The sequence below is a fragment of the Photobacterium ganghwense genome, assembly GCF_017329545.1.
Lineage (GTDB): Bacteria > Pseudomonadota > Gammaproteobacteria > Enterobacterales > Vibrionaceae > Photobacterium > Photobacterium ganghwense.
On sequence record NZ_CP071325.1, the window covers coordinates 3132895 to 3155471 of the forward strand.

Consider the following 22577-nt stretch of genomic DNA (forward strand, 5'->3'; position numbering starts at 1 on the left):
CCCAAACAAGTATCAGCACATTTCGTGCCAACCACTTTCTGTTTGTATCGAAAGCAAAAACGGTATCGGCTTGTACACTGTGTGCATTCTGAGGGGTATTTCGCGTTGCAGGGTGCTGTGATGCGGCTCAAGCTTTAACAACTGGTTTTACCAGTTATCGTTATCTCTTCTAAGATAATGATGCGTCTAATAATTAATGGAATAGAAATCATGAAAAAGAAGTTTCTGTGGGCAGTCGTCGCAGCATGCTTACCTGGGGTTGCACTGGCTCATAACCTGACCGTGGGTCAACCACTACCAACCGTATCCGTGGCCGATAAAGGGGAGCTGATGCTCCAAAATGGGGAGATCCACTATCAGGCATGGAGCAGCCAGCAACTGGACGGTAAAGTGCGGGTTATTCAGGCGATCGCCGGGCGTAGCTCCGCTAAAGAGCTGAATGCAGAACTGATGGCGGCCATCACTGCAGCCAAATTCCCGCAAGACAAATACCAGACCACCACTATCATTAACCAGGATGACGCCATTTGGGGCACCGGCAGCTTTGTGAAGTCCTCCGCCGAAGACAGCAAAAAAGCGTTTTCATGGTCTTCGATGGTACTGGATGCCAATGGCCGTGTTCATCAGAGCTGGGATCTGGCCAAAGAAAACTCGGCCATTATTGTGCTGGATAAAGACAGCAAGGTCCTGTTTGTGAAAGAAGGCAAACTGAGCGCGGGTGAAGTCAAAGAAGCCCTGAAGCTGGTCAGTACGCACCTTTAATCCGTTCCATATCAACCAGCACCGCATCACTGTATGCGGACAGCCCGCAACGACGGTATTTTCACCGCGCTTTGACTTTTAGGCCATGACCACCCGGAAATGTGATGTTATATTGTTACACACTTCTGGGGCATGGCTTTTTTAACGACTCGACAAGATGCGAAACGGACACCGACATCTGTTCAAATGGCTGGGACTGTGCACGCTGCTCATCATACTTGGGCCGCTCAGTCTGTTACATCACATCGAAGCCAGCCTGGATCACCATCACCGTCCGGATTGCGCGGTCTGTCATCTGGCGCTGGATGCCATTGCTCCTGATAGTATCTCACTGCCTCTCCCCACGATTCAGTACCCGCCACTGATTGCCGGTGCTGCACAGCACCTGTCGGGCCAACCGGCTTCGCCAACAGCCCGTTCACCACCCCAACCTGTCTGAACTCTTTTTTATTCTTACATTCGTTTAGACAGGACATACCATGAAAAACTCTTTTGCTTTAACTGCCTTAGCCATGTTGGCCGCAGGTGCTTTTCCTTACGCGTCTGCCGTTGCTGAAGGACACTTTCACCAACATGATGCCCATGTCCATGGTGTCGTGACATTCAACCTGGCACAGGATGGCAACGAACTGCTGGTAGAAATTACCGCACCGGGCGCTGACATCGTCGGATTTGAACATGAACCCAGTAGCCTCGATGACAAGGAAAAGCTAGCCCGGGCATTAGCGACACTGCAAACACCGGATACGCTGCTGTCATTCCCCTCAGCAGCAAACTGTCAGCTGACTCAGGCCGAGGCGACAGAAACGCTGACGCATCGCTCTCATGATCAGCATGAGCATGAGCATGAGCATGGCGAGTTTAGCGTGCAATTCCTCTATCAGTGCAACAACATGGCAGGGTTAACGTACCTGGAGCTGCACTGGTTCGAGCAATTCCCGGCGACCGAGCAGGTGAACATCAACGCCTTCACCGCCAAACAACAAAAAGCGGCTACGCTCAAACCAGGCCAGCCACGCTTTCATTTTTAACGAGTGAGAAAACGAAAATGGGGGGCTCGTCCCCCATTGTTCAGGATGCATTATGACGATTATTGAGATCAGTGACTTAACGTTTCACTGGCCGAAACAGCCGACCTTGCTTGACATCCCGTCCCTGACAATCCGCCGGGGAGAAAAAACCTTCCTGAAAGGCCCGAGCGGCAGCGGAAAGTCCACCCTGCTGAGCCTGCTGGCAGGCATCAATCTTCCTACCACAGGTACCATCCGGCTTCTGGATCAGCCATTTAGCTCACTGTCAGCAACCCAGCGGGATCGATTCCGGGCGGACAATATGGGCTATATTTTTCAGATGTTTAACTTGTTGCCTTATCTATCCGTTATCGACAATGTACTGTTACCCTGCCGGTTTTCAGACAGCCGCAGGCAGCTCCTCAATGGACAATTACCACAAGAAGCGCGTCGTCTGCTGACACAATTACACCTGCCTGATGCATGCCTTCACCGCCCGGTCAGCACGCTAAGCATCGGGCAGCAACAACGTGTCGCGGCAGCCCGCGCATTAATCGGACGCCCACCTCTACTTATTGCCGATGAGCCCACTTCCGCGTTGGATCATGACAATCGGGAAGCCTTCATCAATCTTCTGATGGAAGAATGTGAGAGACAAAACATGACATTACTGTTTGTCAGTCATGATGCCTCACTGGAACATCTGTTTGATCGCCACCTTAGCCTGAGCAGCCTCAACCGGGCCACAGGAGAATACGCATGACTGCGATAATCCGCCTGGCTTGGCAAAGCCTGCTGAACCGTAAAGCAACCGCTGTACTCACCATCCTTACCGTGGCAATTTCGGTCAGCCTGCTCTTAGGCGTAGAAAAAATCCGAACCCAGGCTAAAGCCAGCTTCGCCAACACCATCTCAGGGACAGACCTGATTGTCGGGGCCCGTTCGGGCCAGGTGAATCTGCTGTTGTATTCAGTGTTCAGGATAGGTAACGCCACCAATAATATTGACTGGCAAAGCTATCAGAATATTCGCCAACATCCCACTGTCGACTGGGCCATCCCAATCTCACTCGGCGATTCACATCGGGGATACCGGGTGATTGGCACCACCCCCGATTATTTCCGCTATTATCGTTACGGCCAGAAACAGTCACTTGTTCTGGCCCAAGGCCGTGCGTTTGAGACCCTGTTTGACACTGTATTAGGGTCAGAGGTGGCAAAGAAGCTCAACTATCAAATTGGTGATGAAATCATCATTGCCCATGGCATCAGCGATAAAGCCTTCAATCGACACGATAACCTGCCCTTTAAGGTTGTCGGGATTCTTGCCCCCACTGGTACGCCTGTCGATCGCAGTGTTCATGTCTCACTTCCGGCCATTGAAGCTATTCATGTCGGCTGGGAAAGCGGGGCACGGTTAGGCCATACGCCGACGGCCGAATCACTGTCACAAGCTCAGTTTGAGCCCAAACAGATCACGGCGCTTTTCCTCGGGCTGAAATCACGGATCCAGGCCTTCTCTCTGCAACGCACCATTAATAGCTATCCCTCAGAGCCTCTGAGTGCAATTATGCCGGGTATCGCATTACATGAGCTCTGGGGCATGATGTCCATCGCAGAGCAGGCACTGCTGGCGGTTTCAGGCTTCGTGGTCATCGCAGGTCTGATGGGTATGCTGACCAGCCTGCTGACCAGCTTGAACGAACGGCGGCGGGAAATGGCCATCTTACGTGCCATGGGCGCTCGCCCTGTGCATATTTTTTTCCTGCTGATCAGTGAAGCAACGGTGATCACCGCGGCAGGCATTTTGTCCGGTATCGGCTTACTCTATCTGGCAATGGCCATTGCTCAACCGATTCTCCAAACCCAATTCGGAATGGTTCTTTCGCTCTCCGCGCCGACGGCTTATGAATACTTCCTGCTCGGTATGGTGCAAATCGCGGGCATGCTCGCAGGATTTATCCCTGCACTTCAGGCATTTCGACATTCTCTCTCTGATGGCATGACTATAAAGGTTTAATCTTATGAAAAAATGGATTCTGATTTTCGCTTGCTGGCTGCCGATGTTCAGCCAGGCTACTGAACTACTGACGTTAGATTGGATTGACCTGGTTCCGGAAAAAGAACGGGCGCAGTTTAACCAACAGCAGATGCCGGTCATGAGCCACGATGGTGATGCTTCACCTCAGTCTGTGCTGGGGTCGGTTCGAGAGGAGTTAAACGGTAGCCAAGTGAAAATTCCCGGCTTTGTCATTCCACTCGAAGGGAATGAAAACACTCTGACAGAGTTTTTGCTGGTCCCCTACTTCGGAGCATGTATCCATGTTCCACCCCCGCCACCGAACCAGATTATTTATGTCAAGTTTCCCCAAGGAGCCCCGGTCCAGGAGCTATGGGACGTCGTTTATTTGATCGGGACCCTGAAAACCCAATCCATCAACCATGAACTGGCACAAGTCGGTTATATGTTGGAAGGCACACGTATCGAAGCCTACGACGATATGTAAAGCTGCCTCTGCCTGTCACTAACCGGGGTATCCGGTTAGTGATATTTCCTCACCCAGATCCGCTTTTCCCACCTATCCCATTGCCACCCGGTTTCCTGACTGGTTACACTAGAATCTTAATGAGAATGGAGCCTGATAATAATGGAGCCTGGTGGAATGAGCGAACAACATGACAGTACGGTATTAACGGCCACGACAGAGAAAGAAGAACCGTCATCGTCAAAACATGGTACTCAGAAAGTCATTGCAAAAATTGCTGGCCAGCACGGCATTGATTACCTCATCCATCCGCAAGAGCCGCATTCTCTCCAAGAGCGCTTTGACAAAAGACAGCAAAAAGAACATTTGCTGGAGCAGGAAAACCTGGAAAGAATAACCAAACAAGCTTTCGACAGCGGCCATAGTGAAAAATCAGGAGAGCCCGATCCAGATTGGCTCTCTCACTTTTTTTCCATCGCCAAGCGTATCCGTAATCCTTCCATGCAACGGCTATGGAGCCGGATCCTCAAACAAGAGTGCTTATTACCGGGCTCTATTTCGATTAAAACACTCGATACCCTCAGAGCCATGACCCACAAAGAAGCCCAGATTTTTCTTCGGGCATGTACTCTGACCTGCTATTTTGGCGGAGACAAAAGCAAAAAAATCCTGACTTCCCTTATTATCAGGCACAAACTTTTACCTTCATTACTGGCACCAGCCACCAAGAAGCTGACCCTAGGGCATTTCCAGCTTCCTTACTCCGATATATTGATCCTGATGGAGCTCGGGTTAGTTCTGAAAACAGAGTTAGAGTCAGGCGAATTCGCTCCTCAAACACCACTAACATTCAGCTATCAGACGCATCATTACCGCCTGACCCCACAACAAAAAGGGTGTAGTTTCACCTATTACCGCCTAACGCCTACCGGACAGGAACTGGCCGAACTCCTTGGCAGCAAAACTCATGAACCTTTCAGGGAAAGCCTGATGGAAATGATGCACTCCCATTTCCTTATCGAATCAGATCATTAACCCCATTATTTAATGGCTACACAATTTTCAATAACTACAAACAGATAGGCCAACCGCTTCTCTGAAGTCCAGGCACTGTTAGTCAATACCTCAACATCCTCTGCTATATCCTTACGGCATCATTAAAACAATAAAAAGTCGCTTAATGAAGGCTTGCTCTTCATCTGACAGATATTTAAGTGATCGGTATATTTAAAATGTCGAAACCACATTCAATACATCCCTAACGACTGACTTTACAAGTCAGAGTGGGGAAAGAGGATAAGGCAAGATCACAGACTAAGTGACTGACAATCACACGTTGAAAAGCCATCAACGTAACAAACAAGCAAGTCATTGTTAGTGAAGCAGCAGAGCAGCCGGAATTGCACACAGCGAGGCTCATTCAATGAATGATTCAACAAGGATGAACACGCTACCCCAAAAGTCAAAAAGCTTCGCCATCACTGACAAAGTTTCTTGATAAGTGGAACTTTTGAATTAGTTGTGAAATGGCTACCGTCGATAGCCCTTTGACCTTAGGGCGAACCGATAAATTCCAAATGCAAGAAAGCCCAAATCTTTCAATTCAGGCTTCGCATAAGTGGTGGAACGGCCGGGCTGTCGATCTTGCGGGGCTCATTCGACCGAATGGCGAACAACATTATCTTTAAACGTAAAAAAGCCCAAGCATTTCTGCTTGGGCTTCGTGGTGCCTGGCGATGTCCTACTCTCACATGGGGAGACCCCACACTACCATCGGCGCTGCTGCGTTTCACGTCTGAGTTCGGCATGGGATCAGGTGGGTCCACAGCGCTATGGTCGCCAGGCAAATTCTTTGATTCACCGCCCGCAGGCCGCAAATCACAATCTTGGAAAAAACTGACTAAAGTTCAAGCACACCATTCAAGTGCTCGTGGAGTCCGTAAAACCCCTTGGGTGTTGTATGGTTAAGCCGCACGGGCAATTAGTACAGGTTAGCTCAACGCCTCACAGCGCTTACACACCCTGCCTATCAACGTTCTAGTCTCGAACAACCCTTCAGAGAGCTTAAAGCTCTGGGGATGACTCATCTTGAGGCTCGCTTCCCGCTTAGATGCTTTCAGCGGTTATCGATTCCGAACTTAGCTACCGGGCAATGCGTCTGGCGACACAACCCGAACACCAGAGGTTCGTCCACTCCGGTCCTCTCGTACTAGGAGCAGCCCCTCTCAATCATCCAACGCCCACGGCAGATAGGGACCGAACTGTCTCACGACGTTCTAAACCCAGCTCGCGTACCACTTTAAATGGCGAACAGCCATACCCTTGGGACCGACTTCAGCCCCAGGATGTGATGAGCCGACATCGAGGTGCCAAACACCGCCGTCGATATGAACTCTTGGGCGGTATCAGCCTGTTATCCCCGGAGTACCTTTTATCCGTTGAGCGATGGCCCTTCCATTCAGAACCACCGGATCACTATGACCTGCTTTCGCACCTGCTCGAACCGTCATTCTCGCAGTCAAGCGGGCTTATGCCATTGCACTAACCTCACGATGTCCGACCGTGATTAGCCCACCTTCGTGCTCCTCCGTTACGCTTTGGGAGGAGACCGCCCCAGTCAAACTACCCACCAGGCACTGTCCGCACCCCCGATGAGGGGGCGACGTTAGAACATCAACACTACAAGGGTGGTATTTCAAGGACGGCTCCACAGATACTGGCGTACCTGCTTCGAAGCCTCCCACCTATCCTACACATGTAGGGTCAATGTTCAGTGCCAAGCTGTAGTAAAGGTTCACGGGGTCTTTCCGTCTAGCCGCGGGTACGCAGCATCTTCACTGCGATTTCAATTTCACTGAGTCTCGGGTGGAGACAGCGTGGCCATCATTACGCCATTCGTGCAGGTCGGAACTTACCCGACAAGGAATTTCGCTACCTTAGGACCGTTATAGTTACGGCCGCCGTTTACCGGGGCTTCGATCAAGAGCTTCTCCCTAAGGATAACCCCATCAATTAACCTTCCGGCACCGGGCAGGCGTCACACCGTATACGTCATCTTTCGATTTTGCACAGTGCTGTGTTTTTAATAAACAGTTGCAGCCACCTGGTATCTGCGACTGCCAGCAGCTCCAAGAGCAAGTCTCTTCACCGCCGGCAGCGTACCTTCTCCCGAAGTTACGGTACCATTTTGCCTAGTTCCTTCACCCGAGTTCTCTCAAGCGCCTTGGTATTCTCTACCCGACCACCTGTGTCGGTTTGGGGTACGATTTCTTGCTATCTGAAGCTTAGAGGCTTTTCCCGGAAGCATGGCATCAATGACTTCAGCACCGTGGTGCCTCGACATCGGGTCTCAGCCTTAAGATGGTCCGGATTTGCCTAAACCATCAGCCTACACCCTTGAACCTGGACAACCGTCGCCAGGCCCACCTAGCCTTCTCCGTCCCCCCATCGCAATAGCAAGAAGTACGGGAATATTAACCCGTTTCCCATCGACTACGCCTTTCGGCCTCGCCTTAGGGGTCGACTCACCCTGCCCCGATTAACGTTGGACAGGAACCCTTGGTCTTCCGGCGAGGAGGTTTTTCACCCCCTTTATCGTTACTCATGTCAGCATTCGCACTTCTGATACCTCCAGCGCCCCTTACAGGACACCTTCAGCGGCTTACAGAACGCTCCCCTACCCAATACGCTAATGCGCATTGCCGCAGCTTCGGTGTATCGCTTAGCCCCGTTAAATCTTCCGCGCAGGCCGACTCGACCAGTGAGCTATTACGCTTTCTTTAAATGATGGCTGCTTCTAAGCCAACATCCTGGCTGTCTGAGCCTTCCCACATCGTTTCCCACTTAGCGATAACTTTGGGACCTTAGCTGGCGGTCTGGGTTGTTTCCCTCTCCACGACGGACGTTAGCACCCGCCGTGTGTCTCCCGGATAGTACTTACTGGTATTCGGAGTTTGCAAAGGGTTGGTAAGTCGGGATGACCCCCTAGCCTTAACAGTGCTCTACCCCCAGTAGTATTCGTCCGAGGCGCTACCTAAATAGCTTTCGGGGAGAACCAGCTATCTCCGAGTTTGATTGGCCTTTCACCCCTAGCCACAAGTCATCCGCTAATTTTTCAACATTAGTCGGTTCGGTCCTCCAGTGCGTGTTACCGCACCTTCAACCTGCCCATGGCTAGATCACTCGGTTTCGGGTCTAATCCCAGCAACTGCACGCCCAGTTAAGACTCGGTTTCCCTACGGCTCCCCTATACGGTTAACCTTGCTACTGAAATTAAGTCGCTGACCCATTATACAAAAGGTACGCAGTCACAGGACAAAGCCTGCTCCTACTGCTTGTACGTACACGGTTTCAGGTTCTATTTCACTCCCCTCACAGGGGTTCTTTTCGCCTTTCCCTCACGGTACTGGTTCACTATCGGTCAGTCAGGAGTATTTAGCCTTGGAGGATGGTCCCCCCATCTTCAGACAAGATAACACGTGTCCCGTCCTACTCGTTTTCACGCCAAATGTGTTGTCGGCTACGGGGCTGTCACCCTGTATCGCTGAGCTTTCCAGCTCATTCACCTGACACTTAAAGCGCTTAAGGGCTAATCCGGTTTCGCTCGCCGCTACTGCCGGAATCTCGGTTGATTTCTCTTCCTCGGGGTACTTAGATGTTTCAGTTCCCCCGGTTCGCCTCACCAAGCTATGTATTCACTTGATGATAACTGCTTATGCAGCTGGGTTTCCCCATTCGGAAATCGCAGACTCAAGTGGCTCTTACTGCCTCATCTACGCTTATCGCAAGTTAGTACGTCCTTCATCGCCTCTGACTGCCCAGGCATCCACCGTGTACGCTTAGTCACTTAACCATACAACCCCAAGAGGTTTCGTATGTTCAAACAACCAAGGTTTTTCCATCTGAGTTAAGATGGTTAGTTTGTTTTGCCGGACTCTTCTTACACAAGACACTTGAATGTGTATTGCTTGAGAACTCGTTCCACCTTTCGGTGAAACAATAATTTCGATTCATCTGAATCGAATTACTAGTCAGCTTTCCAGATTGTTAAAGAGCATGTGTTTGCCTTTCGGCAGCCACTTTCTAAAGACTTTCAGCGTCACGAAACTGACCCAACAACATTACTGCTATTGAATCTGCGGCTCCGTGCAGAAAAGTATTTAGAGAGTGGTGGGCGATACCGGGCTCGAACCAGTGACCCCCTCCTTGTAAGGGAGGTGCTCTCCCAACTGAGCTAATCGCCCTCCGATGTTTTACATCTTCCGAGGAGAAGATGGTGGGTCGTGCAGGATTCGAACCTGCGACCAATTGATTAAAAGTCAACTGCTCTACCAACTGAGCTAACGACCCGTGGCGTCCCATAGGGGAGTCGAACCCCTGTTACCGCCGTGAAAGGGCGGTGTCCTAGGCCTCTAGACGAATGGGACCTTTTGTTTCGGGTTTGGGTACCCGAACACATGTTCTCTACATTTCGACCAAGCAATCTGTGTGGACACTACGCAAAGCGCAGTCTTTAGGTAAGGAGGTGATCCAGCCCCAGGTTCCCCTAGGGCTACCTTGTTACGACTTCACCCCAGTCATGAACCACACCGTGGTAAACGCCCTCCCGAAGGTTAAGCTATCTACTTCTGGTGCAGCCCACTCCCATGGTGTGACGGGCGGTGTGTACAAGGCCCGGGAACGTATTCACCGTGGCATTCTGATCCACGATTACTAGCGATTCCGACTTCATGGAGTCGAGTTGCAGACTCCAATCCGGACTACGACATACTTTGTGGGATTCGCTCCACCTCGCGGTCTTGCTGCCCTCTGTATATGCCATTGTAGCACGTGTGTAGCCCTACTCGTAAGGGCCATGATGACTTGACGTCGTCCCCACCTTCCTCCGGTTTATCACCGGCAGTCTCCCTGGAGTTCCCACCCGAAGTGCTGGCAAACAAGGATAAGGGTTGCGCTCGTTGCGGGACTTAACCCAACATTTCACAACACGAGCTGACGACAGCCATGCAGCACCTGTCTCACGGTTCCCGAAGGCACTCCCGCATCTCTGCAGGATTCCGTGGATGTCAAGAGTAGGTAAGGTTCTTCGCGTTGCATCGAATTAAACCACATGCTCCACCGCTTGTGCGGGCCCCCGTCAATTCATTTGAGTTTTAATCTTGCGACCGTACTCCCCAGGCGGTCTACTTAACGCGTTAGCTCCGAAAGCCAGTGTTCAAGACACCAACCTCCAAGTAGACATCGTTTACGGCGTGGACTACCAGGGTATCTAATCCTGTTTGCTCCCCACGCTTTCGCATCTGAGCGTCAGTCTTTGTCCAGGGGGCCGCCTTCGCCACCGGTATTCCTTCAGATCTCTACGCATTTCACCGCTACACCTGAAATTCTACCCCCCTCTACAAGACTCTAGCCTGCCAGTTCCAAATGCGATTCCGAGGTTGAGCCCCGGGCTTTCACATCTGGCTTAACAAGCCGCCTGCATGCGCTTTACGCCCAGTAATTCCGATTAACGCTCGCACCCTCCGTATTACCGCGGCTGCTGGCACGGAGTTAGCCGGTGCTTCTTCTGCAGCTAACGTCAAACAATACCGCTATTAACGATACCGCCTTCCTCACTGCTGAAAGTGCTTTACAACCCGAAGGCCTTCTTCACACACGCGGCATGGCTGCATCAGGGTTTCCCCCATTGTGCAATATTCCCCACTGCTGCCTCCCGTAGGAGTCTGGACCGTGTCTCAGTTCCAGTGTGGCTGATCATCCTCTCAGACCAGCTAGGGATCGTCGCCTAGGTGAGCCGTTACCCCACCTACTAGCTAATCCCACCTGGGCCAATCTTAGCGCGAGAGGCCCGAAGGTCCCCCTCTTTGCTCCGTAGAGATTATGCGGTATTAGCCATCGTTTCCAATGGTTATCCCCCACACTAAGGCATGTTCCCAGGCATTACTCACCCGTCCGCCGCTCGCCGCCCAACAAATCCCCCGAAGGGTCAATGTTGTCGCTGCCGCTCGACTTGCATGTGTTAGGCCTGCCGCCAGCGTTCAATCTGAGCCATGATCAAACTCTTCAATTAAAGTTTTGGCTCGATGAATACTGAATTAAATTGACTGTGCCAAAATAACCGAAGCTATTTTGAATTGGTCACTCAGTTCATCGATAAATCTTTTTGACTATCAGTTCACGAGTGCCCACACAGATTGCATGGTCAAATTGTTAAAGAACGTTGACTTTCAATGCGTTAGCGCGAAGCGCTTCAGCAAGTCAGGACGCGTATAATACGCCTCCCAGCGTTTAAGTCAAGGTAAAATTCTCTACTTTTTCAGTCAGTAAAAAACTTTAGCGTGACTCCGCTCACTGATTCACCAGTTGGAGCGAAAGAAAAGCCCGTTGTGACCCAACGGGCTTTCTGGAATAGGTGCCTGGCGATGTCCTACTCTCACATGGGGAGGCCCCACACTACCATCGGCGCTGCTGCGTTTCACGTCTGAGTTCGGCATGGGATCAGGTGGGTCCACAGCGCTATGGTCGCCAGGCAAATTCTTTGATTCACCGCCCGCAGGCCGCAAATCACAATCTTGGAAAAAACTGACTAAAGTTCAAGCACACCATTCAAGTGCTCGTGGAGTCCGTAAAACCCCTTGGGTGTTGTATGGTTAAGCCGCACGGGCAATTAGTACAGGTTAGCTCAACGCCTCACAGCGCTTACACACCCTGCCTATCAACGTTCTAGTCTCGAACAACCCTTCAGAGAGCTTAAAGCTCTGGGGATGACTCATCTTGAGGCTCGCTTCCCGCTTAGATGCTTTCAGCGGTTATCGATTCCGAACTTAGCTACCGGGCAATGCGTCTGGCGACACAACCCGAACACCAGAGGTTCGTCCACTCCGGTCCTCTCGTACTAGGAGCAGCCCCTCTCAATCATCCAACGCCCACGGCAGATAGGGACCGAACTGTCTCACGACGTTCTAAACCCAGCTCGCGTACCACTTTAAATGGCGAACAGCCATACCCTTGGGACCGACTTCAGCCCCAGGATGTGATGAGCCGACATCGAGGTGCCAAACACCGCCGTCGATATGAACTCTTGGGCGGTATCAGCCTGTTATCCCCGGAGTACCTTTTATCCGTTGAGCGATGGCCCTTCCATTCAGAACCACCGGATCACTATGACCTGCTTTCGCACCTGCTCGAACCGTCATTCTCGCAGTCAAGCGGGCTTATGCCATTGCACTAACCTCACGATGTCCGACCGTGATTAGCCCACCTTCGTGCTCCTCCGTTACGCTTTGGGAGGAGACCGCCCCAGTCAAACTACCCACCAGGCACTGTCCGCACCCCCGATGAGGGGGCGACGTTAGAACATCAACACTACAAGGGTGGTATTTCAAGGACGGCTCCACAGATACTGGCGTACCTGCTTCGAAGCCTCCCACCTATCCTACACATGTAGGGTCAATGTTCAGTGCCAAGCTGTAGTAAAGGTTCACGGGGTCTTTCCGTCTAGCCGCGGGTACGCAGCATCTTCACTGCGATTTCAATTTCACTGAGTCTCGGGTGGAGACAGCGTGGCCATCATTACGCCATTCGTGCAGGTCGGAACTTACCCGACAAGGAATTTCGCTACCTTAGGACCGTTATAGTTACGGCCGCCGTTTACCGGGGCTTCGATCAAGAGCTTCTCCCTAAGGATAACCCCATCAATTAACCTTCCGGCACCGGGCAGGCGTCACACCGTATACGTCATCTTTCGATTTTGCACAGTGCTGTGTTTTTAATAAACAGTTGCAGCCACCTGGTATCTGCGACTGCCAGCAGCTCCAAGAGCAAGTCTCTTCACCGCCGGCAGCGTACCTTCTCCCGAAGTTACGGTACCATTTTGCCTAGTTCCTTCACCCGAGTTCTCTCAAGCGCCTTGGTATTCTCTACCCGACCACCTGTGTCGGTTTGGGGTACGATTTCTTGCTATCTGAAGCTTAGAGGCTTTTCCCGGAAGCATGGCATCAATGACTTCAGCACCGTGGTGCCTCGACATCGGGTCTCAGCCTTAAGATGGTCCGGATTTGCCTAAACCATCAGCCTACACCCTTGAACCTGGACAACCGTCGCCAGGCCCACCTAGCCTTCTCCGTCCCCCCATCGCAATAGCAAGAAGTACGGGAATATTAACCCGTTTCCCATCGACTACGCCTTTCGGCCTCGCCTTAGGGGTCGACTCACCCTGCCCCGATTAACGTTGGACAGGAACCCTTGGTCTTCCGGCGAGGAGGTTTTTCACCCCCTTTATCGTTACTCATGTCAGCATTCGCACTTCTGATACCTCCAGCGCCCCTTACAGGACACCTTCAGCGGCTTACAGAACGCTCCCCTACCCAATACGCTAATGCGCATTGCCGCAGCTTCGGTGTATCGCTTAGCCCCGTTAAATCTTCCGCGCAGGCCGACTCGACCAGTGAGCTATTACGCTTTCTTTAAATGATGGCTGCTTCTAAGCCAACATCCTGGCTGTCTGAGCCTTCCCACATCGTTTCCCACTTAGCGATAACTTTGGGACCTTAGCTGGCGGTCTGGGTTGTTTCCCTCTCCACGACGGACGTTAGCACCCGCCGTGTGTCTCCCGGATAGTACTTACTGGTATTCGGAGTTTGCAAAGGGTTGGTAAGTCGGGATGACCCCCTAGCCTTAACAGTGCTCTACCCCCAGTAGTATTCGTCCGAGGCGCTACCTAAATAGCTTTCGGGGAGAACCAGCTATCTCCGAGTTTGATTGGCCTTTCACCCCTAGCCACAAGTCATCCGCTAATTTTTCAACATTAGTCGGTTCGGTCCTCCAGTGCGTGTTACCGCACCTTCAACCTGCCCATGGCTAGATCACTCGGTTTCGGGTCTAATCCCAGCAACTGCACGCCCAGTTAAGACTCGGTTTCCCTACGGCTCCCCTATACGGTTAACCTTGCTACTGAAATTAAGTCGCTGACCCATTATACAAAAGGTACGCAGTCACAGGACAAAGCCTGCTCCTACTGCTTGTACGTACACGGTTTCAGGTTCTATTTCACTCCCCTCACAGGGGTTCTTTTCGCCTTTCCCTCACGGTACTGGTTCACTATCGGTCAGTCAGGAGTATTTAGCCTTGGAGGATGGTCCCCCCATCTTCAGACAAGATAACACGTGTCCCGTCCTACTCGTTTTCACTGATAAGGTGTTGTCGGCTACGGGGCTGTCACCCTGTATCGCTGAGCTTTCCAGCTCATTCACCTGACACCAAAAGCGACTTAAGGGCTAATCCGGTTTCGCTCGCCGCTACTGCCGGAATCTCGGTTGATTTCTCTTCCTCGGGGTACTTAGATGTTTCAGTTCCCCCGGTTCGCCTCATCAAGCTATGTATTCACTTGATGATAACTGCTTATGCAGCTGGGTTTCCCCATTCGGAAATCGCAGACTCAAGTGGCTCTTACTGCCTCATCTACGCTTATCGCAAGTTAGTACGTCCTTCATCGCCTCTGACTGCCCAGGCATCCACCGTGTACGCTTAGTCACTTAACCATACAACCCCAAGAGGTTTCGTATGTTCAAACAACCAAGGTTTTTCCATCTGAGTTAAGATGGTTAGTTTGTTTTGCCGGACTCTTCTTACACAAGACACTTGAATGTGTATTGCTTGAGAACTCGTTTCTCTTTCGAGAAACAATAATTTCGATTCATCTGAATCGAATTACTAGTCAGCTTTCCAGATTGTTAAAGAGCATGTGTTTGTTTCGGCAGCACTTTCTAAAACTTTCAGCGTACGAGAGTGAGCTAACAACAACTGCTATTGAAAGCATGCGTCTCCCAGTGCAGAAAAGTCTTTAAAGAGTGGTGGGCGATACCGGGCTCGAACCAGTGACCCCCTCCTTGTAAGGGAGGTGCTCTCCCAACTGAGCTAATCGCCCTCCGATGTTTTACATCTTCCGAGGAGAAGATGGTGGGTCGTGCAGGATTCGAACCTGCGACCAATTGATTAAAAGTCAACTGCTCTACCAACTGAGCTAACGACCCGTGGCGTCCCATAGGGGAGTCGAACCCCTGTTACCGCCGTGAAAGGGCGGTGTCCTAGGCCTCTAGACGAATGGGACCTTTTGTTCGGGTTTGGGACCCGAACACATGTTCTCTACATTTCGACCAAGCAATCTGTGTGGACACTACGCAAAGCGCAGTCTTTAGGTAAGGAGGTGATCCAGCCCCAGGTTCCCCTAGGGCTACCTTGTTACGACTTCACCCCAGTCATGAACCACACCGTGGTAAACGCCCTCCCGAAGGTTAAGCTATCTACTTCTGGTGCAGCCCACTCCCATGGTGTGACGGGCGGTGTGTACAAGGCCCGGGAACGTATTCACCGTGGCATTCTGATCCACGATTACTAGCGATTCCGACTTCATGGAGTCGAGTTGCAGACTCCAATCCGGACTACGACATACTTTGTGGGATTCGCTCCACCTCGCGGTCTTGCTGCCCTCTGTATATGCCATTGTAGCACGTGTGTAGCCCTACTCGTAAGGGCCATGATGACTTGACGTCGTCCCCACCTTCCTCCGGTTTATCACCGGCAGTCTCCCTGGAGTTCCCACCCGAAGTGCTGGCAAACAAGGATAAGGGTTGCGCTCGTTGCGGGACTTAACCCAACATTTCACAACACGAGCTGACGACAGCCATGCAGCACCTGTCTCACGGTTCCCGAAGGCACTCCCGCATCTCTGCAGGATTCCGTGGATGTCAAGAGTAGGTAAGGTTCTTCGCGTTGCATCGAATTAAACCACATGCTCCACCGCTTGTGCGGGCCCCCGTCAATTCATTTGAGTTTTAATCTTGCGACCGTACTCCCCAGGCGGTCTACTTAACGCGTTAGCTCCGAAAGCCAGTGTTCAAGACACCAACCTCCAAGTAGACATCGTTTACGGCGTGGACTACCAGGGTATCTAATCCTGTTTGCTCCCCACGCTTTCGCATCTGAGCGTCAGTCTTTGTCCAGGGGGCCGCCTTCGCCACCGGTATTCCTTCAGATCTCTACGCATTTCACCGCTACACCTGAAATTCTACCCCCCTCTACAAGACTCTAGCCTGCCAGTTCCAAATGCGATTCCGAGGTTGAGCCCCGGGCTTTCACATCTGGCTTAACAAGCCGCCTGCATGCGCTTTACGCCCAGTAATTCCGATTAACGCTCGCACCCTCCGTATTACCGCGGCTGCTGGCACGGAGTTAGCCGGTGCTTCTTCTGCAGCTAACGTCAAACAATACCGCTATTAACGATACCGCCTTCCTCACTGCTGAAAGTGCTTTACAACCCGAAGGCCTTCTTCACACACGCGGCATGGCTGCATCAGGGTTTCCCCCATTGTGCAATATTCCCCACTGCTGCCTCCCGTAGGAGTCTGGACCGTGTCTCAGTTCCAGTGTGGCTGATCATCCTCTCAGACCAGCTAGGGATCGTCGCCTAGGTGAGCCGTTACCCCACCTACTAGCTAATCCCACCTGGGCCAATCTTAGCGCGAGAGGCCCGAAGGTCCCCCTCTTTGCTCCGTAGAGATTATGCGGTATTAGCCATCGTTTCCAATGGTTATCCCCCACACTAAGGCATGTTCCCAGGCATTACTCACCCGTCCGCCGCTCGCCGCCCAACAAATCCCCCGAAGGGTCAATGTTGTCGCTGCCGCTCGACTTGCATGTGTTAGGCCTGCCGCCAGCGTTCAATCTGAGCCATGATCAAACTCTTCAATTAAAGTTTTGGCTCGATGAATACTGAATTAAATTGACTGTGCCAAAATAACCGAAGCTATTTTGAATTGGTCACTCAGTTCATCGATAAATCTTTTTGACTATCAGTTCACGAGTGCCCACACAGATTGCATGGTCAAATTGTTAAAGAACGTTGACTTTCAATGCGTTAGCGCGAAGCGCTTCAGCAAGTCAGGACGCGTATAATACGCTTCCCAGCGTTTAAGTCAAGGTAAAATTCTCTACTTTTTCAGTCAGTAAAAAACTTTAGCGTGACTCCGCTCACTGATTCACCAGTTGGAGCGAAAGAAAAGCCCGTTGTGACCCAACGGGCTTTCTGGAATAGGTGCCTGGCGATGTCCTACTCTCACATGGGGAGGCCCCACACTACCATCGGCGCTGCTGCGTTTCACGTCTGAGTTCGGCATGGGATCAGGTGGGTCCACAGCGCTATGGTCGCCAGGCAAATTCTTTGATTCACCGCCCGCAGGCCGCAAATCACAATCTTGGAAAAAACTGACTAAAGTTCAAGCACACCATTCAAGTGCTCGTGGAGTCCGTAAAACCCCTTGGGTGTTGTATGGTTAAGCCGCACGGGCAATTAGTACAGGTTAGCTCAACGCCTCACAGCGCTTACACACCCTGCCTATCAACGTTCTAGTCTCGAACAACCCTTCAGAGAGCTTAAAGCTCTGGGGATGACTCATCTTGAGGCTCGCTTCCCGCTTAGATGCTTTCAGCGGTTATCGATTCCGAACTTAGCTACCGGGCAATGCGTCTGGCGACACAACCCGAACACCAGAGGTTCGTCCACTCCGGTCCTCTCGTACTAGGAGCAGCCCCTCTCAATCATCCAACGCCCACGGCAGATAGGGACCGAACTGTCTCACGACGTTCTAAACCCAGCTCGCGTACCACTTTAAATGGCGAACAGCCATACCCTTGGGACCGACTTCAGCCCCAGGATGTGATGAGCCGACATCGAGGTGCCAAACACCGCCGTCGATATGAACTCTTGGGCGGTATCAGCCTGTTATCCCCGGAGTACCTTTTATCCGTTGAGCGATGGCCCTTCCATTCAGAACCACCGGATCACTATGACCTGCTTTCGCACCTGCTCGAACCGTCATTCTCGCAGTCAAGCGGGCTTATGCCATTGCACTAACCTCACGATGTCCGACCGTGATTAGCCCACCTTCGTGCTCCTCCGTTACGCTTTGGGAGGAGACCGCCCCAGTCAAACTACCCACCAGGCACTGTCCGCACCCCCGATGAGGGGGCGACGTTAGAACATCAACACTACAAGGGTGGTATTTCAAGGACGGCTCCACAGATACTGGCGTACCTGCTTCGAAGCCTCCCACCTATCCTACACATGTAGGGTCAATGTTCAGTGCCAAGCTGTAGTAAAGGTTCACGGGGTCTTTCCGTCTAGCCGCGGGTACGCAGCATCTTCACTGCGATTTCAATTTCACTGAGTCTCGGGTGGAGACAGCGTGGCCATCATTACGCCATTCGTGCAGGTCGGAACTTACCCGACAAGGAATTTCGCTACCTTAGGACCGTTATAGTTACGGCCGCCGTTTACCGGGGCTTCGATCAAGAGCTTCTCCCTAAGGATAACCCCATCAATTAACCTTCCGGCACCGGGCAGGCGTCACACCGTATACGTCATCTTTCGATTTTGCACAGTGCTGTGTTTTTAATAAACAGTTGCAGCCACCTGGTATCTGCGACTGCCAGCAGCTCCAAGAGCAAGTCTCTTCACCGCCGGCAGCGTACCTTCTCCCGAAGTTACGGTACCATTTTGCCTAGTTCCTTCACCCGAGTTCTCTCAAGCGCCTTGGTATTCTCTACCCGACCACCTGTGTCGGTTTGGGGTACGATTTCTTGCTATCTGAAGCTTAGAGGCTTTTCCCGGAAGCATGGCATCAATGACTTCAGCACCGTGGTGCCTCGACATCGGGTCTCAGCCTTAAGATGGTCCGGATTTGCCTAAACCATCAGCCTACACCCTTGAACCTGGACAACCGTCGCCAGGCCCACCTAGCCTTCTCCGTCCCCCCATCGCAATAGCAAGAAGTACGGGAATATTAACCCGTTTCCCATCGACTACGCCTTTCGGCCTCGCCTTAGGGGTCGACTCACCCTGCCCCGATTAACGTTGGACAGGAACCCTTGGTCTTCCGGCGAGGAGGTTTTTCACCCCCTTTATCGTTACTCATGTCAGCATTCGCACTTCTGATACCTCCAGCGCCCCTTACAGGACACCTTCAGCGGCTTACAGAACGCTCCCCTACCCAATACGCTAATGCGCATTGCCGCAGCTTCGGTGTATCGCTTAGCCCCGTTAAATCTTCCGCGCAGGCCGACTCGACCAGTGAGCTATTACGCTTTCTTTAAATGATGGCTGCTTCTAAGCCAACATCCTGGCTGTCTGAGCCTTCCCACATCGTTTCCCACTTAGCGATAACTTTGGGACCTTAGCTGGCGGTCTGGGTTGTTTCCCTCTCCACGACGGACGTTAGCACCCGCCGTGTGTCTCCCGGATAGTACTTACTGGTATTCGGAGTTTGCAAAGGGTTGGTAAGTCGGGATGACCCCCTAGCCTTAACAGTGCTCTACCCCCAGTAGTATTCGTCCGAGGCGCTACCTAAATAGCTTTCGGGGAGAACCAGCTATCTCCGAGTTTGATTGGCCTTTCACCCCTAGCCACAAGTCATCCGCTAATTTTTCAACATTAGTCGGTTCGGTCCTCCAGTGCGTGTTACCGCACCTTCAACCTGCCCATGGCTAGATCACTCGGTTTCGGGTCTAATCCCAGCAACTGCACGCCCAGTTAAGACTCGGTTTCCCTACGGCTCCCCTATACGGTTAACCTTGCTACTGAAATTAAGTCGCTGACCCATTATACAAAAGGTACGCAGTCACAGGACAAAGCCTGCTCCTACTGCTTGTACGTACACGGTTTCAGGTTCTATTTCACTCCCCTCACAGGGGTTCTTTTCGCCTTTCCCTCACGGTACTGGTTCACTATCGGTCAGTCAGGAGTATTTAGCCTTGGAGGATGGTCCCCCCATCTTCAGACAAGATAACACGTGTCCCGTCCTACTCGTTTTCACTGATAAGGTGTTGTCGGCTACGGGGCTGTCACCCTGTATCGCTGAGCTTTCCAGCTCATTCACCTGACACCAAACCAACTTAAGGGCTAATCCGGTTTCGCTCGCCGCTACTGCCGGAATCTCGGTTGATTTCTCTTCCTCGGGGTACTTAGATGTTTCAGTTCCCCCGGTTCGCCTCATCAAGCTATGTATTCACTTGATGATAACTGCTTATGCAGCTGGGTTTCCCCATTCGGAAATCGTAGACTCAAGTGGCTCTTACTGCCTCATCTACGCTTATCGCAAGTTAGTACGTCCTTCATCGCCTCTGACTGCCCAGGCATCCACCGTGTACGCTTAGTCACTTAACCATACAACCCCAAGAGGTTTCGTATGTTCAAACAACCAAGGTTTTTCCATCTGAGTTAAGATGGTTAGTTTGTTTTGCCGGACTCTTCTTACACAAGACACTTGAATGTGTATTGCTTGAGAACTCGTTTCTCTTTCGAGAAACAATAATTTCGATTCGTCTGAATCGAATTACTAGTCAGCTTTCCAGATTGTTAAAGAGCATGTGTCGTTATCTCCAACGAGATAACACCACTGTTTAAAGATTCTCAGGGAAAACCCTTAAAGAGTGGTGGAGCTAAGCAGGATCGAACTGCTGACCTCCTGCGTGCAAGGCAGGCGCTCTCCCAGCTGAGCTATAGCCCCAACGTTTCCGATGCCTCACCAGCTTCCTTTGGGCAGGAAGTGGTGGGTCTGAGTGGACTTGAACCACCGACCTCACCCTTATCAGGGGTGCGCTCTAACCACCTGAGCTACAGACCCAGCATCGTTTCGCTCTTCACATTTTAACCAAGCAATCTGTGTGGACACTACGCAAAGCGCAGTCTTTTAGGTAAGGAGGTGATCCAGCCCCAGGTTCCCCTAGGGCTACCTTGTTACGACTTCACCCCAGTCATGAACCACACCGTGGTAAACGCCCTCCCGAAGGTTAAGCTATCTACTTCTGGTGCAGCCCACTCCCATGGTGTGACGGGCGGTGTGTACAAGGCCCGGGAACGTATTCACCGTGGCATTCTGATCCACGATTACTAGCGATTCCGACTTCATGGAGTCGAGTTGCAGACTCCAATCCGGACTACGACATACTTTGTGGGATTCGCTCCACCTCGCGGTCTTGCTGCCCTCTGTATATGCCATTGTAGCACGTGTGTAGCCCTACTCGTAAGGGCCATGATGACTTGACGTCGTCCCCACCTTCCTCCGGTTTATCACCGGCAGTCTCCCTGGAGTTCCCACCCGAAGTGCTGGCAAACAAGGATAAGGGTTGCGCTCGTTGCGGGACTTAACCCAACATTTCACAACACGAGCTGACGACAGCCATGCAGCACCTGTCTCACGGTTCCCGAAGGCACTCCCGCATCTCTGCAGGATTCCGTGGATGTCAAGAGTAGGTAAGGTTCTTCGCGTTGCATCGAATTAAACCACATGCTCCACCGCTTGTGCGGGCCCCCGTCAATTCATTTGAGTTTTAATCTTGCGACCGTACTCCCCAGGCGGTCTACTTAACGCGTTAGCTCCGAAAGCCAGTGTTCAAGACACCAACCTCCAAGTAGACATCGTTTACGGCGTGGACTACCAGGGTATCTAATCCTGTTTGCTCCCCACGCTTTCGCATCTGAGCGTCAGTCTTTGTCCAGGGGGCCGCCTTCGCCACCGGTATTCCTTCAGATCTCTACGCATTTCACCGCTACACCTGAAATTCTACCCCCCTCTACAAGACTCTAGCCTGCCAGTTCCAAATGCGATTCCGAGGTTGAGCCCCGGGCTTTCACATCTGGCTTAACAAGCCGCCTGCATGCGCTTTACGCCCAGTAATTCCGATTAACGCTCGCACCCTCCGTATTACCGCGGCTGCTGGCACGGAGTTAGCCGGTGCTTCTTCTGCAGCTAACGTCAAACAATACCGCTATTAACGATACCGCCTTCCTCACTGCTGAAAGTGCTTTACAACCCGAAGGCCTTCTTCACACACGCGGCATGGCTGCATCAGGGTTTCCCCCATTGTGCAATATTCCCCACTGCTGCCTCCCGTAGGAGTCTGGACCGTGTCTCAGTTCCAGTGTGGCTGATCATCCTCTCAGACCAGCTAGGGATCGTCGCCTAGGTGAGCCGTTACCCCACCTACTAGCTAATCCCACCTGGGCCAATCTTAGCGCGAGAGGCCCGAAGGTCCCCCTCTTTGCTCCGTAGAGATTATGCGGTATTAGCCATCGTTTCCAATGGTTATCCCCCACACTAAGGCATGTTCCCAGGCATTACTCACCCGTCCGCCGCTCGCCGCCCAACAAATCCCCCGAAGGGTCAATGTTGTCGCTGCCGCTCGACTTGCATGTGTTAGGCCTGCCGCCAGCGTTCAATCTGAGCCATGATCAAACTCTTCAATTAAAGTTTTGGCTCGATGAATAC

At 51.9% G+C, this 22577-nt stretch carries 7 protein-coding genes, 8 tRNA genes and 9 rRNA genes; 7 read left to right on the top strand and 17 right to left on the bottom strand.

Annotated features, from left to right (window positions below; translation table 11 throughout):
* The first annotated feature begins 210 nt into the window (after positions 1-210).
* The 7 genes from FH974_RS14105 (at position 211) to FH974_RS14135 (ending at position 5292) form a co-directional block, all read left to right on the top strand.
* Positions 211-762, top strand: coding sequence for a YtfJ family protein (locus FH974_RS14105; RefSeq protein ID WP_047883659.1), 552 nt, complete (start codon positions 211-213; stop codon positions 760-762).
* Positions 763-919: 157 nt separating this feature from the next.
* Positions 920-1201 carry a hypothetical protein gene (locus FH974_RS14110; RefSeq protein WP_047883658.1) on the top strand — a complete coding sequence of 94 codons (282 nt, stop codon included), beginning with the start codon at positions 920-922 and terminating at the stop codon, positions 1199-1201.
* Between the two features lie 40 nt (positions 1202-1241).
* A complete protein-coding gene (zrgA, locus tag FH974_RS14115; RefSeq protein WP_207103361.1) occupies positions 1242-1793 on the top strand; it encodes a zinc uptake protein ZrgA in 552 nt (183 codons plus the stop codon).
* 52 nt (positions 1794-1845) lie between these two features.
* Positions 1846-2535: an ABC transporter ATP-binding protein gene (locus FH974_RS14120; protein ID WP_047883656.1), complete on the top strand. Its 690-nt coding sequence runs from the start codon at positions 1846-1848 to the stop codon at positions 2533-2535.
* Entirely contained in the window at positions 2532-3791 is a 1260-nt protein-coding gene (locus tag FH974_RS14125; RefSeq protein WP_047883655.1) for an ABC transporter permease, read from the top strand. The genes FH974_RS14120 and FH974_RS14125 overlap by 4 nt, the downstream gene beginning before the upstream one ends.
* 4 nt (positions 3792-3795) lie before the next feature.
* On the top strand, positions 3796-4278 hold the full coding sequence (locus FH974_RS14130) for a DUF3299 domain-containing protein (RefSeq protein WP_047883654.1): 483 nt from the start codon (positions 3796-3798) through the stop codon (positions 4276-4278).
* A 156-nt stretch (positions 4279-4434) separates the two neighbouring features.
* Positions 4435-5292 (top strand): TIGR03899 family protein, encoded by an 858-nt coding sequence (locus tag FH974_RS14135; protein ID WP_047883761.1) that lies wholly within the window; start codon positions 4435-4437, stop codon positions 5290-5292.
* Positions 5293-5985: 693 nt separating this feature from the next.
* Here the strand turns inward: FH974_RS14135 and rrf (FH974_RS14140) are convergent.
* The 17 genes from rrf (FH974_RS14140) to FH974_RS14220 all read right to left on the bottom strand — a co-directional run bounded on the left by rrf (FH974_RS14140) (position 5986) and on the right by FH974_RS14220 (position 22556).
* Positions 5986-6101: ribosomal RNA gene (gene rrf / locus FH974_RS14140) — 5S ribosomal RNA — on the bottom strand.
* A gap of 116 nt (positions 6102-6217) precedes the next feature.
* Positions 6218-9109, bottom strand: a 23S ribosomal RNA gene (locus tag FH974_RS14145).
* Between the two features lie 315 nt (positions 9110-9424).
* Positions 9425-9500 (bottom strand) — tRNA-Val (locus FH974_RS14150).
* Positions 9501-9530: 30 nt separating this feature from the next.
* Positions 9531-9606: transfer RNA gene (locus FH974_RS14155), tRNA-Lys, on the bottom strand.
* 1 nt (position 9607) lies between these two features.
* Positions 9608-9683, bottom strand: a tRNA-Glu gene (locus FH974_RS14160).
* A 91-nt stretch (positions 9684-9774) separates the two neighbouring features.
* A 16S ribosomal RNA gene (locus FH974_RS14165) occupies positions 9775-11326 on the bottom strand.
* 344 nt (positions 11327-11670) lie between these two features.
* Positions 11671-11786 (bottom strand): 5S ribosomal RNA (gene rrf, locus FH974_RS14170).
* 116 nt (positions 11787-11902) lie between these two features.
* Positions 11903-14795: ribosomal RNA gene (locus FH974_RS14175) — 23S ribosomal RNA — on the bottom strand.
* A gap of 310 nt (positions 14796-15105) precedes the next feature.
* Positions 15106-15181: transfer RNA gene (locus FH974_RS14180), tRNA-Val, on the bottom strand.
* Between the two features lie 30 nt (positions 15182-15211).
* Positions 15212-15287, bottom strand: a tRNA-Lys gene (locus tag FH974_RS14185).
* A gap of 1 nt (position 15288) precedes the next feature.
* Positions 15289-15364: transfer RNA gene (locus tag FH974_RS14190), tRNA-Glu, on the bottom strand.
* An 89-nt stretch (positions 15365-15453) separates the two neighbouring features.
* A 16S ribosomal RNA gene (locus FH974_RS14195) occupies positions 15454-17005 on the bottom strand.
* 344 nt (positions 17006-17349) lie between these two features.
* Positions 17350-17465 (bottom strand): 5S ribosomal RNA (rrf, locus tag FH974_RS14200).
* A gap of 116 nt (positions 17466-17581) precedes the next feature.
* Positions 17582-20473 (bottom strand): 23S ribosomal RNA (locus FH974_RS14205).
* Positions 20474-20740: 267 nt separating this feature from the next.
* Positions 20741-20816: transfer RNA gene (locus tag FH974_RS14210), tRNA-Ala, on the bottom strand.
* A gap of 40 nt (positions 20817-20856) precedes the next feature.
* Positions 20857-20933, bottom strand: a tRNA-Ile gene (locus tag FH974_RS14215).
* A 71-nt stretch (positions 20934-21004) separates the two neighbouring features.
* Positions 21005-22556: ribosomal RNA gene (locus FH974_RS14220) — 16S ribosomal RNA — on the bottom strand.
* The 16S, 23S and 5S rRNA genes sit together here with 8 tRNA genes alongside, the layout of an rRNA operon.
* Positions 22557-22577 lie beyond the last annotated feature (21 nt).